Source organism: Aequorivita sp. IT1183 (assembly GCF_058068265.1).
This window is the reverse complement of sequence record NZ_JBYRHS010000002.1, coordinates 93,524-111,283: the sequence shown is the minus strand read 5'-3', so window position 1 is coordinate 111,283 and position 17,760 is coordinate 93,524. Positions and strand designations below refer to the sequence as shown.

Here is a 17,760-nt window from a genome sequence, read left to right as displayed (position 1 = left end):
TGAGGAGATTAAAGAAATAATAGGGTAGGTCCCCTAAATTCCGATGGGGGAACTGATTCGGCTTCGTTTTTCAACTTTCTAATTTCTAATTTCCGATTTCCCATTTCGTTCTCTAAAATCTCACCTCTCACCTCTCACCTCTCACCTCTCATTCACATTTCTAGGAGGCTTGATTTCTAAGCTTCCACCGTTTATGCGACCATAAATAATACTCAGGTTTCTCGTGAATCTGTTCTTCCAAGGCATCAAAAAACATACGTGTAATTTGAAAATCGGGGAGTTGTTTTGGTTCGTCCACTAGAGGAACAAAAGTGGCGGTGTAGTAGCCACGCTTCACTTTTTCAACTTTAAGATATATTACAGCGAAGTCTAGTTTTTTAGCTAATTCCTCAGTGCCGGTAAACATCGGTACGTCAATGCCCATAAAGGTATCCCGATGTTTAAAAGCACCAATTTTTGGCGTTTGATCGGAAAGTATATAGGTTAATGTTTTGGTTCCTTTTTTCCACTTTCTAAAAAGGACGGGCACAATTTTTTTATTGCTTACTATAATAGCGCCAAAGTGCTCCCGCGTCTTTTTCACCATCGTATCAAATTGTTTGCTGCCCAAAGGTTTGTACACGGCGTGCGCTTGATGCTGCATTAGCTTATTTAAAATACCACTCCATTCCCAGTTGCCGTAATGACCAGCCATTAGTAAAATACTCCGATCGTTTTTGTAATACGGATCCAGTATTTCGGCATTGGTAACTACAAACCGTTTTCTTATTTCCTTTTCCGAAATAGTAAACGCTTTCACCGTTTCAAAAATAATATCGCAGAGATGTTTAAAGAATTCACGCGCTATTCGGTTTCGCTCTTTTTGTGTTTTTTCAGGAAAAACTAATGCTAAGTTGTCTTTCACAACTTTTTTGCGATAACCCACCACGTAATACACTAATAAAAACAAGGCAGTCGACTTGATATATAAAATGCGCATCGGTAAGATGGAAAGCAGCCAAAGAATTGGATATGCTAGTATATAAAGCAATCTTTGCATAGGAAATGTTCGTGCAAAACTACTTAAATTATTCTTTGAAATTTGAAATTTGAAATACGAAATACGAAATGGGAAGTTTTAAATAGTATCTGCGAAGTTTAAAATTAAAAGGAATGAGACACTATTTTGAAATTAATATAATAATTTTAAAAGTAGTAACCTTAAGATTTAGATTATGAGTGTCGAACTAAAACAAAGAACCCAAAAATTTGCATTGGATTGTTGGCACCTGTGCGCCAAAATCCCTAATTCAAGAGAGTACAATGCGTATGTTCATCAATTAATTAAAAGCTCCAGCTCTGTGGGCGCCAATTATCGTCCAGCCTTAAGAGGAAAATCACCTCGCGATTTTATAAATAAATTGAAGATACTTGAAGAAGAAGCCGATGAAAGTGCGTACTGGCTAGAAATGTTTACACACATTTTAAATGAAAATCAAGATTCTTTAAAAAGATTAAACAAAGAAGCCAACGAACTTGTAGCAATCACCGTAGCTTCCATAAAAACAGCTAGAAAGAACCAAAACCAATAAGCCATGTCCTTATTTTATAGTTTCTAATTTTCTATTTTTGCATTTCAATTTTCGTATTTCGTATTTCGTATTTCAAATTTCGTTTTTCCCATTTCGTATTTCAAACTTTTAACCTCTACTTTCAAATGCTAAACATAGACATAGCCACCATAATCATCATTGCAGCCAACGTAATTATTTCAATTAAAGGCTTTAATGATTTTTCATTCTTCGAAAAATATAAATTCAACATTGCTGGTATTCGGCGAGGGGAGCAGATACGAATGTTTAGCTCCGCTTTTTTACACGCCGACTTTTCGCATTTGCTATTCAATATGCTAACACTTTACTTTTTTGCGCCTGTTGTAATTATGAGCGTGGGAGTTACATATTTTGTAATAATTTATGTAGCCAGTTTAATTGTCGGAAACCTACTTTCGTTCTATTTTCATAAAGATGAATATCACTACAGCGCAATAGGGGCAAGTGGTGCGGTGATGGGGGTATTATATTCTGCCATATTGTTTTTCCCTAATATGGGGCTATATATGTTCTTTATTCCAATAGCCATTCCTGCTTGGCTTTTCGGAATGGCATATTTGTTGTATTCCATCTACGGAATGAAAAAAAGATTGGGGAATGTTGGTCACGATGCCCACGTTGGCGGTGCTGTTGGCGGTTATGTGCTAACACTACTTTTTGCACCCTACCTATTCGAAACCAGTCTGTGGATTGTTGTTTTACTGGCTATTCCGTTAATTCTTTTATTCGTTCTACATAAATTAGGTAAGCTGTAAACGAAACAGGAACTATTAGACTTGAAAACCCACAACCGAAAACCGAAAACCCACAACCGAGAACTGACAACCCACAACCCACAACCGAGAACCCACAACCGAGAACTGACAACCCACAACCCACAACCCACAACCCACAACCCACAACCCACAACCGAGAACTGACAACCCACAACTGACAACCGACAACCGAAAACCCACAACAGATAACAGTTAACAGAAAAAAAAACATGAAAACACTAAAAACCCTTTTAATCCTAGCAATTACCACCACAGCTGTTATGGCTCAAAACACTTTACCACCACCAACAATCGATGTTACGGGCGAAGGGATTGTTCGAGTTGTGCCAGATGAAGTTACTATCAACATTCGCGTTGAAAACACTGGTGAAAACACCAAAATGCTAAAAGAACAAAATGACGCGACTATCAGCGAAGTTCTAAAGTTTTTAAAGAAAATGGATATTGCCGATAAAGATGTGAGAACCGAATTTATGAACTTGAGCAAAAATTATGATTACAATAGTAAGACCTACACCTTTGCTGCCAATCAATCACTTTCAGTGAAGTTACGCGATTTAAAAAAGTATGAAGCTGTCATGAAGGGGCTAATAGATACAGGAATTAACCGAATAGACGGCGTAAACTTTTCCTCTTCAAAAGAAGAAACTTTAAAAAGCGAAGCTCGTAAAAAAGCAGTAGAAAATGCACAAATGAAAGCCAAGGAATACGCCTCTGTGCTAAACCAAAGTGTTGGGAAAGCTGTTTCTATAAGCGAGTTTAACCAGTCCTCTGGACCAAGCCCAATGTATAAAATGGCAATGATGGATTCTTCCTCCGGCGGTGGCGAACAAACCATCTCTCTAGGCGAAATGGAAATTAGAACTTCTGTAAACGTTAGCTTTCTTCTGAACTAAGTAAATGAGTTTAAAAGTTTAGACGAAATAAAAGAAAATATTACATAAAAAAGCCTCAGATCCATATTGAATCCGAGGCTTTTTTTTAATTTCGTCTTTCGTCTTTCGTCTTTCGTCTCACGTCTAACGTCGTTCGTATTTCCCCTTTCGTATTTCGTCTAAACTTACTCTCCCAACAAAGTAGCAATCTTTGCTTCCAAAGCTGCACCGCGAAGGTCTTTGTCTATTATTATACCATTTTCATCAAGCAAATAGGTAGCAGGAATTGCACGTACGTTGTACTGTTGTGCAATTGGATCTTGCCAAAACTGTAAGTTAGAAACGTGGAACCAATCCATTTTATCATCACTGATAGCTTGTATCCACTTGTCTTTTTGTTCTGCTTTGTCAAGAGAAACACTAATAATATTCAAACCTTTATCGTGATATTTATTGTAAACTTTCACAACATTCGGGTTTTCAATTCTACAAGGTTTACACCAAGAGGCCCAAAAGTCGATAATTGTGTATTTTCCCAATGCATCTTTTAAAGACAACATTTCGCCCGTTGGTGTTGGAGCACTAAAATTAGGTGCTGCGCTGCCAACATCGGCTTTCTTCAAACTTTCAAGATTGGTGTTTAATTCCTGAACTATAACATTCGAAGTTAACTTTTCATCCATCTTCTCAATAAATGCTGAGGCTTCAGCTGGAGTAAGCTCTTTTCTGCTAACCATTTCAGAAATAAGCATTGCTGCAAAGAGCGTGTTGTTATTCTCTTTTAAAAATTTCTTTTTATATTCAGTTTCTTCACCAACAATATTTAAGTTTTGGCTCTGAATAGCTGCAATTGTAGCAGTATCGTTAGCAAGTCTCGCTTCGCGAAAATTCTCCATGCTTTCTTGTTTTCTGTTGTTGAAAGTAGTCATCTTATCAACAAACGCACTATAAGCCTCGTTTTGCTTACCTCCAATTATGCGCGACGCCTGAATGCTATCCTTATAAATGGTAGCTTTCATATCCTCATTTTCTGGAAAAAACAATACAGAACCCTGAATTTCATTAATTCTCAAAAAGTTCAAAGTCGAAATGTCGCTTTTCGGATAAGTTTTAGAAAATTTACCCGCAGTAACGGTAATAGTATCAAGTACCTTTGGTTGTCGGCTCTCTAAAGTGTAAACATATATTTCCGTTCCATCAGCAAATCCTACAGCATCTCCTTCCAGCGTATAGCTGTCAGAGTCATTGTTACAGGATATTAATGATAGAGTTAAAAGTGAAGCCAAAATTAGTCTCATAAAAAAGTATTTTAAAATTTGGGCAAAAGTAGCAGTTTATTCTCTCAATGTGCGAAAGGAGCAGTATTTTTGTTATTTATTAACATATTGCCGACCTATTAACCATTACTTTTATACCATTATGTTAAAAGATCCAACGATAGCGGAAAAGAGACCTTTTCCGATGAAAATAAAAATAGGCTTCAAAAACGTTTTTGATGCCTATCGCGATATTTCGCCCGAAAATACAACCGATAGAATTTATGCTGAAGAAATACTTTCGATCGAAAAAAAATATCCCGCTTTGTCCTCAGGAATTTCTGAGTTTGCGAAGCTTTCAAAATATAAAGAACAAATAAGCATACTTTTAGGTCCTTTGTTTCCTTCTATTTTAACAGATAATGAAATAAAATTTGCAACCATTCCATTTCAAGAGGTGGCTTTTAAAAGCACCCGTCGCTATCAGAATATTATAAAAGCTGCCGGTGATGAATTTTCTCTCGACATCTCAAATTTTGATGACGATCAGTTTTATATAATGGGTTGCAGCATTATTCTGAATGCATATTATGGTAAAAAAGTAGATTTTAGAAGGTCTTATTATTACAACATTCCAGATGAACGGGGAATGATGAAAAATTATAGACTCCTTTATAATGCAGATTTTGTAGATATCCAAAAAACTTCAAAAGCTAAAGATATTACTGAAGAAGACATTAACGAACTTTTAGAAAGCTTCGAAGATATTGCTATTTGGAAAGAAAAGTTTCCGCTTGAAAGCTGGACGTTTAATGGGTTTGTAATTGCAACACTTACAGATGTAACCCTAAATGTTTCTATTTCAGATTTTAAAACGAATCTTCTTCGCCTAGAAAAAAATGGCGGATTTGAAAATACAGAGTTCAGTCGTATTTTTCGTTCTATATTCGACCTAAAAGATTTGATGGTTGGTTTTACAAATTATAACGAAGAAGCCGAATCTTTTGAACGTAACCTCTTCAAAGAAATTAAGAGTTTCATCCTCAACGACAAAAAATCTCAGTTGAGTAAAGATGCACTTTGCAGTGCTTCCTATTATAAACTTTTTAAGCAAAAAGAGTTCTACTGTGTTACCGATGCCGAGCGTTACCATAAATTATATCCAGAAAATATACTTTATAAAAAAATGATGGAGCAGGGAATGAGGAGCTCCATTTTTGCGTCTATTGTTTTCAACGATAAAATCTTGGGAGTCTTAGAACTGGTTTCACCCAATGCAAACGATTTAAATACAATTAACGCCAATAAGTTGCGCGACATTATGCCTTTTTTAATAGACTCCGTAGTGCGTTCTAAGCAAAACCTAGAGAACGAACTGGAGCTTATTATCCAAGATGAATGTACCTCTATTCATACGAGTGTACACTGGAAATTCCGTCAAGAAGCAAAGCGTTATTTAAATGCTGTAAATGAAGGAAATCCGAATATTTTTAAAGAAATTGTTTTTCAAGATATTTATCCTTTATACGGACAAACAGATATTAAAGGCTCTTCAGATGCGCGAAATGAAGCCACCAAAGAAGATTTATTACTTCAACTAACGTATATAGACGAGCTTTTAAAGAAGCTAGCCAAACAAAGCTCTTTGCCCATTTTTGAGCAAATGAAATTTAGCATCGTTAGTTTTTCAAAAGAAATTAAGGAAAACCTTCAAGTTGATACAGAGCGGAAGATTATGAATTTTATTTCTTCGGAAATCATTCCGCTGTTTAAATATATTAGGCAACATAACGATACACATAGAGAATGGGTAGACGAATATTATAAACTAATTGACACTACCACCGGTTTCGTTTATAAATTCCGCAGAGATTACGACGAGTCTGTAATGCATATCAATAAAAGGCTTGCAGCCGTTTTAGACAGAAAACAACAAGATGCTCAGAAAATGTATCCGCATTATTTTGAACGTTTTAAAACGGATGGGGTAGAACACAATATGTACATTGGCGAAGCAATTACTAAGGAGAGAACTTTCAACCTAATATATCTAAAAAACCTTAAGTTGTGGCAGCTACAAGTAATGTGCGAAATGGAAAACACTTTTTACCGTTTCAAAGATTCTTTGCCTATAAAACTGGACGTTGCCTCAATGATTTTAGCGTTTAATGGTTCGCTATCGCTTCGTTTTCGTATGGACGAAAAACGTTTTGATGTAGATGGCACTTACAATGCACGTTATGAAGTGGTGAAAAAACGTGTGGACAAAGCACACATAAAAGGCACCGAAGAAAGAATAACGGAACCAGGCAAAATTGTAATCGTTTATTCCCAAAAAGAAGACGAAGAAGAATACCTAAAATACATTCACTTTTTACAGGACCAAAATATGCTTGGGGAAGATGTAGAACTTTTAGATCTTGAAGATCTGCAAGGTGTAACAGGCCTTAAGGCTTTACGTGTAAAAATACTTTATAGTAAAAGCAACGACACCGTAAAGGAATATTACACCTACGACGATTTAATTTCGGAACTGGAAGATTAAATAAAACGCTCGTTACTAGTTTTCAATATTAAATACAACTACCCTCAGCTTTAAAGTCCCCAACCCCAAAGGGGAGTAGCGACGTATTTAATTATGTACATATCGTTTTCGATTTCGATTTTAATTTCGTTTTCAATTTCGTTTTCCCAACCAAAAACATCCCCCCCGACCCCCCCTTCAAAGGGGGGAGTAGCAATTCGTCTTCGATATTAGCTTTTCGTTTTCCCAAATGGTTCTCTCGATACAAATTTTAGCTCCGCTTCGCTAGCTAAAATACGTTCCGAACTTCAAATTGAAGTTACCATCAAGTCGTGATTCCCTTCAGTCGTGGTTCCCTTCGTCCTCCAAAGCTATTTCAGCGTAGGAGGATCGTGGTTCCCTTCAATCTAAAATCTCCAATCGTCGTGGCTCGTGATTCCATTTTATCAATCCCGAATCCCAGCAATATCTCAGGGTGAGCAGCCTGTCCTGAGCACATTTCCAATGTCAGGGTGAGCAGCCCGTCCTGAGCGTAGACGAAGGGCAGTCGAAGCACAGTTCCAATGTCAGGGTGAGCAGCCCGTCCTGAGCACATTTCCAATGTCAGGGTGAGCGCAGTCGAACCCCCTCGTATAGCAGTATATAGAATAAATCCCAACCCCAAAGGGGAGTAGTGCCGTATTTAATTATGTACATATGGTTTTCGATTTCGAACTCGTTTTCAGTTTCGATTTCAATTTCGCTTTCCCAACCAAAAACATCCCCCCCGACCCCCCCTTCAAAGGGGGGAGTAGCAATTCGTCTTCGATATTAGCTTTTCGTTTTCCCAAATGGTTCTCTCGATACAAATTTTAGCTCCGCTTCGCTAGCTAAAATACGTTCCGAACTTCAAATTGAAGTTACCATCAAGTCGTGATTCCCTTCAGTCGTGGTTCCCTTCGTCCTCCAAAGCTATTTCAGCGTAGGAGGATCGTGGTTCCCTTCAATCTAAAATCTCCAATCGTCGTGGCTCGTGATTCCATTTTATCAATCCCGAATCCCAGCAATATCTCAGGGTGAGCAGCCTGTCCTGAGCACAGTTCCAATGTCAGGGTGAGCAGCCCGTCCTGAGCGTAGACGAAGGGCAGTCGAACCCCCTTCTTTACCCGAATGTTGTATTAAGATAAATGTCAGGCTAAGCGCAGTACTACTGTCAGGGTGAGCAGCCCGACCTGAGCACATTTCCAATGTCAGGGTGAGCGCAGTCGAACCCCCTCGTATAGCAGTATATAGAATAAATCCCAACCCCAAAGGGGAGTAGCGACGTATTTAATTATGTACATATGGTTTTCGATTTCAATTTCGTTTCCCACCAACAACATCCCCCCCCGACCCCCCTTCAAAGGGGGGGGTAGCAGTACGTCTTCGTTTTCCCAAATGGTTTTCTCGATACAAATTTTAGCTCCGCTTCGCTAGCTAAAATACGTTCCGAACTTCAAATTGAAGTTACCATCAAGTCGTGATTCCCTTCAGTCGTGGTTCGTGGTTCCCTTCGTCCTCCAAAGCTATTTCAGCGTAGGAGGATCGTGGTTCCCTTCAATCTAAAATCTCCAATCGTCGTGGCTCGTGATTCCATTTTATCAATCCCGAATCCCAAAAAAAAATTGAGCCGTCAGAATTTCACTTCTGATCAACTCAATTTTTATAATTTTCTTACGTCTTACGTCTTACGTCTTACGTCCTACGTCCTACGTCCTACCTCTAATATCTCACATCTCAAGACTAAAATCACATCTCCAGATAAAAGAAAACTGCGAAAGAAATTAACGAAATAATAGTGCCCGCCACAAATATGGTATAGGTTAATCGCAAGATTCTATATTTTCTATCTAGTACTTGTCCAAGAAAATACAAATCCTTTGTAAGCGACTTATAAACGTAATCTCTATCTTTTAAAAGCTCTTCAATTGCCCACTCATACTCATTAAGTTCCATTTTATGGAAATTTCCGAAGAACGTTAAATTTACAGCTTGATTAGCTACATCTTCTCTGGTAAATTCACCTCTGGTAACATTTGGACGGGTAGCAATAACTGCCAAAATCATTGTGATTGCACTAAAAAGAATAAAAATTGCTGTCGGAATTATTAAATAGTTGTTATTATCTAGCTTAGAGATTAGGTTGGAAAGTACTAACGAAATAATAATTGCATTTACAGAGAGCATAATGTTTGCCTTTGTATCGGCAATATCACTAAGTTTCATGTGGTTCCGCAAGGCTGTTCTATAAAAAGTTTGAATACCACGATCTGGGCTGTCATTTTTATACTGCGCTTTTAACTTTGCTTTTACGCGCTCACTCTGCACTTTTTCTTTTCTTTTCTTACGCGATTTTAAAAGTTTAGCGAGATTTTCTTCCTTTACTGGTTGCCACTTTTTTAAAGCATAATCTGTATAAAATTGGTGGTCTTCAACAAGAACCTTTATATTTTCATCCTGCCATTCTTTGGAAGTGTAATTATGTACTTTCTGAAATAGAAATTCTTGTCTCAAAAACTCACTAGCTTCGGTAAAATAGTCTTTCCCAAAATGTGAACTATCTGCATCGCGAATTGCTTTTTCTAGCGCAGTATCTGGTACAGTATTCTTAAATTTTGTGGCTCGTATACACTTGGTTACGCCCTCAATTATATCGGCTTCTACACCCTGTTCTTTTAAAAAATCAGTTGCTATTTGCACACCCTCCTCCTCGTGGTTTTCACGCTTAACTATATAGCCTGTATCATGGAGCAAAGCCGCCAATCGCAGTATGGTAGCATCTTTAACATCAAATTGTGAATTTTCAATAATTTCGTTTATACTTTTATAAACACGTTTTGAATGAGTATAATTGTGATAAACGAAAGTATTCGGAAGCTTATCTTTAAACAATTGAAAGATAAAATTATCAGTAGCTTCAACTATATTGCTCATATTAGTTATTTAGGTATCCAAAGTAATAAAAATTCAATCCACATAAATAGATATGAATAAAATTAACATCATTATAACTTTTATCGCTGGCCTACTCCTCTCGGCTTGTGCAACCTACCAACCACTATATAGAAATGCTGACAATACTTCCCCCAAAAGTATTGCTACAGCAAATGTAGATAAAACCTTCTACCTCATAGGAAATGCTGGAAATAAAGGCGACGAACTTTCAAAATCCGTAAAATCTCTTCAGAAATATATATCAGACAACAATTCAAAAGATAGCTACGTGCTATTTTTAGGAAATAGTTTCTACCCTTCCGGTATGCCATCCAAAGATGAAAAGGCAGCCAAACAGGCCGAAAAAACAATGCAACAGCAAATTGATGCCCTTAAAGATTTCAAGGGCAAAGTAGTGGTACTTCCGGGAAATCGAGATTGGAAAGGTGGCGTTGACGGCTTAGAGCTTGAAGAAGATTTTCTTAAATCGAAGTTTAAAGATGCCGATGTATTGCAACCCAATAATGGCTGCCCACTGGAGAGTATTGATATAAATAACGATGTGCATTTAATTGCCTTGGATACACAGTGGTTTTTGGAAGATTGGGATGATAACCCAAAAATGAACGATAAATGCGAAATTAAAACCCGCGCAAAACTCTTTTTAGAAATTGAAGGCGAACTAAAGAAAAACGCCACCAAAACCATTGTTTTTGCAATGTACCATCCACTACTTACCTACGGCGAACACGGCGGTAAATACCCACTAATACACAAAGATTTTTTCAGCACCTTTATTAAGCCAGTAAAAACATTAGGCGCAATCTCTAAACAAGACCGCTATAATGAAGCCATTAAAGATTTAATGGGCAGGCTAAAAGTGCTTACCAAAGATATTGATCGCTTGGTTTTCGTTTCTGGTCAAGATGAATCTATGCAGTATATTGAAGACGGCTCCGTAAAACAAATTGTGGCAGGTTCTGGCTCTGGCGCTACGGCTGCTTCCCTTGGGCAATTCGGGCAATTTGCTTATGGCCATCAAGGCTTTGCAAAATTAGATGTAACAAAAGCAGGCGCTTCCCAAGTTCAGTTTTTTAAAGCTGAAGATGATGGCACCTATAAAATGATGTTTCAAAAAGAAATATATCCCGCTTTAGGTGGTTACGACTATGCAACGCTTACCCAAAATTTTCCAGAAACCTATAAATCACAAGTTTATACTGAAGAACTAATCAACAAATCTGGCTTTTATAAATCCCTTTGGGGAGATCATTATAGAGATATTTACGGTACCGAAGTTACCGCTAAAACAGTGCTTTTAGACACGCTATACGGCGGTTTGAAAGTAATGCGCGCCGGTGGTGGGCATCAAACACGCTCACTTAGGTTAGAAGATAAAGATGGACGAACTTATAATATGCGTGCATTAAAAAAGAGTGCCGTGCAATTTCTTCAAACCGTAATTATTAAGGACAAGGAAATAGAAAACGATTTTTTAAATACCATCCCAGAAGAATTAATCCTAGATTTCTATACCGCTGCACACCCTTATGGCGCCTTTACGATACCTAAATTAGCAGAGGCGGCAGGTATTCTTCACACAAATCCTAAGCTGTATTATGTGCCAAAACAAATGGCACTAGGTAGTTTTAATGAAGAATATGGTGATGAACTTTATATGATCGTAGAACGCCCCGATGAAACCTTCACAGGAGAAGTTTTTGATTTTCCAGACGATATGGAAAGCTCAGACGGCCTGCTTGAAAAACTTAGAGAAGACGAAAAATACACACTCAATGAGAAAGCTTTTGTACGCGCAAGAGTTTTCGATATGTTGGTGGGCGACTGGGACCGTCATGCAGACCAATGGCGTTTTACAGAACATAAAAACGACGACGGTTCAAGAACCTACGATCCTATCCCAAGAGACCGCGACCAAGTTTATTCCAACTTTGACGGAGCACTTTTAGATATTGCACGAACTTTATTTAACACAGCCCATCAATTTCAAGTTTATGACGAAGAAGTAAAACATACCAAGGGGCTTAACTTAGCTGGTATAAAACTAGATCACGCTTTAATACAACGTGTTGGTGAAGAAACTTGGCTTGAGGAAGCGCAATTTATTCAAAAAAATATAACCGATGAAGTAATAGAAAGTGCTTTCAAAGATCTTCCAATTGAAGTTCAAGATGAGACTGCTTCTCAAATAATGAAGAAACTAAAAGGAAGACGCGATAATATTGTAAAAATTGCCGAAGAATATTACGAGCATCTCGCCAAACTGCAGACCGTCACCGGAACAGATAAAGACGATTACTTCGAAATTACCCGCTTACCAGAAGGGAAAACCAATATTAAAACCTACCGCATAAAAAATGGAGAAAAGGGTTATTTAATGATGGATCGCACTTATGATGCAAAAGAAACTAAACAAATTTGGGTGTATGGCCTAGACGATGACGATGTGTTCGAAGTAAAAGGCAAAGGAAACAAACCTATTTTTATTCGCCTAATCGGAGGGCAAAATAACGATACCTATAAAATAGCTAACGGTCTAAAAGTGAAGGTTTACGATCAAAAAAGCAAAAAGAATACAGTTGAAGAAAAAGGCGGCGCGAGCATTCGGTTTACCGATAATTATGACTTCAATACCTACGATTACAAAAAAGAAATCAAAACTGTAAATCTTTTTCTCCCAACTATAGGGTTCAATCCAGACGACGGTTTTAAAATAGGGCCATCTTATGTTCTAACGCAGTATGGTTTTAAAAGAAATCCATTTTCACAACAACACAGCATCGGTTTAGGGTATTATTCTTCAACCAATAGTTTTGAACTGAATTACCAAGGTGAATTTGCAAACATCTTCGGCAGTTGGAATTTCCTATTGGGTGGTCATTTTAAAAACCCTAATTTCTCTGAAAACTACTTTGGCTTCGGCAACGAAACTATAAACCCAGATTATGAATCAGATCTTGGTTTAGAATACAACCGTGTACGCATTGGTGGTTACGGTGGTTCAATCGGTATAAAAAAGGATTCCCCTTACGGCAGTATGTTTCAGCTTAAAGCCATTTTTCAAGGCATAGAAGTAGAAGGTACTTCAGATAGATATATTTCCCAAGTAATTCCAAGCCCAACAGAACTAGACGAAACTAAATATTTTGTTACTGCTGAAGGTACTTACCAATATGAAAGCTACGACAATAAAGTAAACCCAACCCGAGGAATGGATTTTAGCCTTGTGGCGGGTGGAACACAAAATATAGACGAGAGCGATAATGTGTTTGGTTATGTAAAACCTAGACTTGTATTCTACAGTGCTTTAAGCCATAATAGAAAGTTAGTTTTAAAAACCGACTTCCGTGGGCAATTTAATGTTGGTAATAACTTCGAGTTCTATCAAGGTGCACAATTAGGTGGAGATACAGGACTTCGTGCCTATCGCGATGAACGCTTTACTGGAAAAAGTGCCGCAGTTGCTGGCGCAGATATTAGATATAGCTTCAACAAATTTAAAACTGTTTTGTTGCCAATACAGATTGGTGTATTTGGTGGTTACGATGTGGGAAGAGTATGGGTTCCTAATGATACTTCAGATGTATTACACAGCTCCTACGGTGGTGGTTTTTGGGTAAACACTGCCGATTTATTAAGCGGTACGTTTAATGTTTTTACAGGCGACGAAGGGATGCGCTTCACTTTTGGTTTAGCGTTTTCAATGTAACTACCTATGGTTTTAAAGAAGTTCTATTTCATATTTTTCGCTGTTTTCCTCATTTCATCCTGTGCTACCTATGCGCCACAGTTTAAAAAGGTAGCTACGGAAGCGCTGTACCCTTCAGATAAAAAAATAGAAAAAACTTTTTACCTAGTTGGCGACGCAGGCCTGTCTCCAATGGGAGGGATGAGCGATGCCCTTGCCACTTTCAAAGAATATCTTAAAACTGAAAAAACCCAAGGTAACTACACCATTTATCTTGGCGATAACATCTACCCCGCAGGAATGGATCCAGATGGGCATCCACGCCGAAAAGAATCTGAAAACGCCATCGATGCCCAATATAAAGCAGTCAATGACTATAACGGAAAAACCATTTTTATTCCAGGTAATCATGAATGGTATAACAATGGGGTAGTGGGCTTAGCGCGAGAAGAGAATTATGTAGAATCATTATTTCCCGAGCAAGATGCATTTAGACCCAGCAATGGCTGTCCGCTAGAAAGCATAGCTGTTTCCGAGCATATTCAATTAATTGCAATAGATACACAGTGGTTCCTAGAAGACTGGAATAAAAATCCAACCATCAACAAAAACTGCGATATAAAAACCCGCGAAAAATTCTTCTTAGAACTTCAACTCGAACTAGAAAAGAACCAAAACAAAACAGTAGTTTTTGCTATGCACCACCCCATGTTTACTAATGGAAACCACGGTGGCTATTTTGCGCTGGAAAAGCACCTCTATCCATTTCAGAAAAAAATACCAATGCCCATATTATCGTCACTTATAGTGCAAGTGCGTTCGCAAGGAGGTGTTTCGGTTCAGGATAGGTATAATGAGCTTTATAATAATTTAATGGACCGCCTAAAAGAGCTTGTAAAAGATAACAAGCAATTGGTGTTTGTATCCGGTCACGACCATAATTTACAATATATCGAAAAAGACGGGCTGCGGCAGATAGTTTCGGGCGCGGGTTCAAAAGAGTCTTATGCCGCCACGGGTCAAGATGGATTTTTTAGTACGGGAGCACAAGGATTCGCTGTTTTAGATGTTTTTGAAGATGGTTCCTCCTGGGTGCGCTACTTCGTAGATGGTGAAAACAATAAACCGAAATTACTTTTTCAAAAAGAAGTAATTCCAGCTCCTAAAAAGAAGGATATTTCAAAATATCCCGAAATATTTCCACAGCAATATACCGTTCCCATCTTCAAACAAGACAGCATCAACGAAGCTCTATTTTTTAAAACAGTTTGGGGCGCAAAATATAAGGACGCATATTCGCAACCCGTTACGGCACAAGTGGCATCCTTAGACACCTTGTACGGAGGTTTGCGGGTACTTCAAGAAAATAAAACAGCAGATTACAACTCCCTTTTATTAGTAGATAATAGCGGTAACCGTTACCGAATGCGTACCATGGGTAAAAAGGCGCTAAAAATTTCTAGGAAACTGGTTTTCGAAAAGAATACTACCGAAGATTCTGAAGAAGAAAAAATAAATGTCCCCACAGTAAAAGGTCAGAATGCAAATTTCTACACCGCATCCCATCCCTATGCAATTATGTCTATTCCAGATATGGCACAGGCTATTGATGTTTTTTATACCACCCCCGAATTGTATTACGTCCCAAAACAAAAGCGACTAGGAGATTACAACGAAAATTTCGGTAACGATCTGTATTTAATTTCCATAGACCCTTCAGAAAGAAGTGAGGGTGAAGGCTTGTTTAAATACCCCGACGACGTAGAAACAACAGACGATATATTAATCAAACTTCGTAAAACGGGTGATGTTTTTGTAGATGAAGAAAATTATATAAAATCCCGCCTTTTTGATATGCTTATTGGCGATTGGGATCGCGAACCGGAACACTGGCGATGGGCAGAATATTACAACACCTATAAAAAAAATGTGTACGTTCCAATTCCTAATAATCGAGATAATGCCTTTTCTAGTTTCGAAGGAAATATTTTTGAAATCACCCGCTCCCTTTTTAGCGGTAGCTTAGAAACACACGTTTACGGTGAAAATCTAACCAATTTAGAATGGTTTAATAAAGAAGGGGTTATTCTGGATAGGGCGTTGTTAGAAAATTCTGGCCGCGGACAATGGAAATATTTGGCAAAGCAAATTCAAGACAGTATTACAGATGCGGTTATTGAAAAAGCCTTCAGCAGAATCCCAACAGAAGTTCAAAACGAATCATTAAAAGATATTAAGGAGAAACTAAAGAAAAGGAAAGAAAACTTGGTCAATATTGCAGATCAATACTTCACCTATCTTTCCACTTTACAAACTATCGTGGGTACTGATTATGACGATTTATTCGAAATAACCAGACTGCCAGGCGGTAAAACAAACGTCCGAAGTTTTACTACCATAAACGGTGTAAAATCTGATACCTTAATAGATCGAACATATTCACGAAAAGACACCAAAGAACTTTGGGTTTATGGCCTAGGCGGTAAAGATAACTTTACGGTATCGGGCGATGAGGACAATCTAATTTACTTGCGTATCGTCGGGGGTCATGATGAAGATACTTTCGCTATTAACGAGGGTAGGAGGGTAAAGGTTTACGATTATCAAAGTGCACCCAGTATTGTAGAAACAAAAAATGGCGGCAGTCTACGCCTTACAGATGTATACAATTTAAATACTTACGATTACAGAAAACAAATCGAACGCTCCCAAGGTCTTATTTCCGCAATTGGTTTTAATCCAGATGATGGTTTTCGGGCTGCGCTGCAATACGTTTATAGAGTAGATAATTTTCAACGCAATCCATTTTCGCAGCAACACATTCTAAATGCTGCGTACTTTACAGATATCAACAGTTATGAAATTTCTTATTCAGGAGAATACGCCAATATAAAAGACGATCTAAACCTAAGTTTTGGTGGGAGTTTTACAAGTCCGAATTATACAATGAATTTTTTCGGCTTCGGAAATGAGACTGCTAATCTACAAGCTGAAAACGGTTATGAATTCAATAGGATAGAAGTACAGCATATTACCGGAAATTTAGGCCTGCTTCGCAACAGTATTTTTGGTAGTTTTTACAAATTGCAAGCTACTTTCGATGCTTTTGAAGTAAACAATTCCCCAACCAATTATATTTCTACCGTCGATCTTCAAAATAAAGGAGAAACTAGCTACTTCGCAACTCTAGAAGGTATCTATAACTACCGCAGTTTCGATAATCCACTAAACCCAACACTGGGGATGGTATTCGACTTAAATGTTGGGGTTACCGATAATTTGGAAGATATGGACGACCTATTCGGTTTTATAAAAACGCGCCTCGGATTTTACAACACTTTAATAAAAGCTAGAACTTTAGTACTTAAAACCAACCTAAAATATCAATTCAATATTGGTGATAGATATCAATTTTATCAAGCCGCTAATTTAGGGGGCGATAATGGTTTACGTGGCTATAGAGAACAACGTTTTACAGGAAAATCGTTCTTAGTGGGTAGCGCCGATATTCGCTATAGCCTCCCAAAATTTAAAATCGGACTCATTCCTTTTCAACTAGGTATTTATGGTGGCGCAGATTTAGGAAGGGTATGGCTAAGAGAAGATACTTCTCTAAAATGGCACAACTCCCGCGGTGGAGGATTCTGGATCAACGGCTCCGGTGGCCTAAATGCAAATTTAAGTCTCTTTAATTCGAAAGAAGGATCGCGGCTGACGTTTGGGTTGGGATTTGATTTCTAGCAGAACATCCCCCCCAACCCCCCTTCAAAGGGGGGAGTAGCAGAACGTCTTCGATTTCGATTTCGTGGTTCCCAATTGTCCTACGTCCTAAGTCTTACCGTCCTACGTCTTACGTCTTACGTCTCAAATCTCACATCTCCAGACTCACTACCGACTAGCAAAAACATCCCCCCAACCCCCCTTCAAAGAGCCTGTCCCGAATTTACTTCGGGAGGGGAGTAGCAGAACGTCTTCGATTTCGATTTCGTGGTTCCCAATTGTCCTACGTCCTAAGTCTTACCGTCCTACGTCTTACGTCTTACGTCTCAAATCTCACATCTCCAGACTCACTACCG

Annotated in this window: 9 protein-coding genes; 6 read left to right on the top strand and 3 right to left on the bottom strand. The window is 38.2% G+C overall.

Going from position 1 to position 17,760, the window contains the following annotated elements; genetic code table 11:
* Positions 1 to 160 precede the first annotated feature (160 nt).
* Positions 161 to 1,039, bottom strand: coding sequence for a lysophospholipid acyltransferase family protein (locus AC3RVF_RS03320; RefSeq protein WP_489692758.1), 879 nt, complete (start codon positions 1,037 to 1,039; stop codon positions 161 to 163).
* A gap of 175 nt (positions 1,040 to 1,214) precedes the next feature.
* On the opposite strand from AC3RVF_RS03320, the gene AC3RVF_RS03315 reads away from it, so the two are divergent.
* The 3 genes from AC3RVF_RS03315 (at position 1,215) to AC3RVF_RS03305 (ending at position 3,264) form a co-directional block, all read left to right on the top strand.
* A complete protein-coding gene (locus tag AC3RVF_RS03315; protein ID WP_489692757.1) occupies positions 1,215 to 1,571 on the top strand; it encodes a four helix bundle protein in 357 nt (118 codons plus the stop codon).
* Positions 1,572 to 1,696: 125 nt separating this feature from the next.
* Positions 1,697 to 2,347, top strand: a complete 651-nt coding sequence (locus tag AC3RVF_RS03310) for a rhomboid family intramembrane serine protease (protein ID WP_489691132.1) — start codon at positions 1,697 to 1,699, stop codon at positions 2,345 to 2,347.
* 230 nt (positions 2,348 to 2,577) lie between these two features.
* Complete coding sequence (locus AC3RVF_RS03305) at positions 2,578 to 3,264, top strand: SIMPL domain-containing protein (protein ID WP_489691133.1); 687 nt, start codon at positions 2,578 to 2,580, stop codon at positions 3,262 to 3,264.
* Between the two features lie 164 nt (positions 3,265 to 3,428).
* Here AC3RVF_RS03305 and AC3RVF_RS03300 read toward each other — a convergent pair whose 3' ends face one another.
* Complete coding sequence (locus tag AC3RVF_RS03300; protein WP_489691134.1) at positions 3,429 to 4,541, bottom strand: redoxin domain-containing protein; 1,113 nt, start codon at positions 4,539 to 4,541, stop codon at positions 3,429 to 3,431.
* 163 nt (positions 4,542 to 4,704) lie between these two features.
* On the opposite strand from AC3RVF_RS03300, the gene AC3RVF_RS03295 reads away from it, so the two are divergent.
* Positions 4,705 to 7,044 carry a GAF domain-containing protein gene (locus AC3RVF_RS03295; protein ID WP_489691135.1) on the top strand — a complete coding sequence of 780 codons (2,340 nt, stop codon included), beginning with the start codon at positions 4,705 to 4,707 and terminating at the stop codon, positions 7,042 to 7,044.
* A 1,746-nt stretch (positions 7,045 to 8,790) separates the two neighbouring features.
* On the opposite strand, the gene AC3RVF_RS03290 is transcribed toward AC3RVF_RS03295, so the two are convergent.
* Positions 8,791 to 9,975 (bottom strand): Pycsar system effector family protein, encoded by a 1,185-nt coding sequence (locus AC3RVF_RS03290; RefSeq protein WP_489691136.1) that lies wholly within the window; start codon positions 9,973 to 9,975, stop codon positions 8,791 to 8,793.
* Between the two features lie 52 nt (positions 9,976 to 10,027).
* On the opposite strand from AC3RVF_RS03290, the gene AC3RVF_RS03285 reads away from it, so the two are divergent.
* Together AC3RVF_RS03285 and AC3RVF_RS03280 are read left to right on the top strand one after the other, a co-directional pair.
* Positions 10,028 to 13,705, top strand: coding sequence for a phosphoesterase (locus AC3RVF_RS03285; protein WP_489692756.1), 3,678 nt, complete (start codon positions 10,028 to 10,030; stop codon positions 13,703 to 13,705).
* A 6-nt stretch (positions 13,706 to 13,711) separates the two neighbouring features.
* Entirely contained in the window at positions 13,712 to 17,425 is a 3,714-nt protein-coding gene (locus tag AC3RVF_RS03280; protein WP_489692755.1) for a metallophosphoesterase, read from the top strand.
* Positions 17,426 to 17,760 lie beyond the last annotated feature (335 nt).

Bases quoted from the DNA above. Each gene is read 5' to 3' on its own strand.
- AC3RVF_RS03320 (WP_489692758.1), bottom strand. From the start codon at position 1,039: ATGCAAAGATTGCTTTATATACTAGCATATCCAATTCTTTGGCTGCTT.
- AC3RVF_RS03315 (WP_489692757.1), top strand. From the start codon at position 1,215: ATGAGTGTCGAACTAAAACAAAGAACCCAAAAATTTGCATTGGATTGT.
- AC3RVF_RS03310 (WP_489691132.1), top strand. From the start codon at position 1,697: ATGCTAAACATAGACATAGCCACCATAATCATCATTGCAGCCAACGTA.
- AC3RVF_RS03305 (WP_489691133.1), top strand. From the start codon at position 2,578: ATGAAAACACTAAAAACCCTTTTAATCCTAGCAATTACCACCACAGCT.
- AC3RVF_RS03300 (WP_489691134.1), bottom strand. From the start codon at position 4,541: ATGAGACTAATTTTGGCTTCACTTTTAACTCTATCATTAATATCCTGT.
- AC3RVF_RS03295 (WP_489691135.1), top strand. From the start codon at position 4,705: ATGAAAATAAAAATAGGCTTCAAAAACGTTTTTGATGCCTATCGCGAT.
- AC3RVF_RS03290 (WP_489691136.1), bottom strand. From the start codon at position 9,975: ATGAGCAATATAGTTGAAGCTACTGATAATTTTATCTTTCAATTGTTT.
- AC3RVF_RS03285 (WP_489692756.1), top strand. From the start codon at position 10,028: ATGAATAAAATTAACATCATTATAACTTTTATCGCTGGCCTACTCCTC.
- AC3RVF_RS03280 (WP_489692755.1), top strand. From the start codon at position 13,712: ATGGTTTTAAAGAAGTTCTATTTCATATTTTTCGCTGTTTTCCTCATT.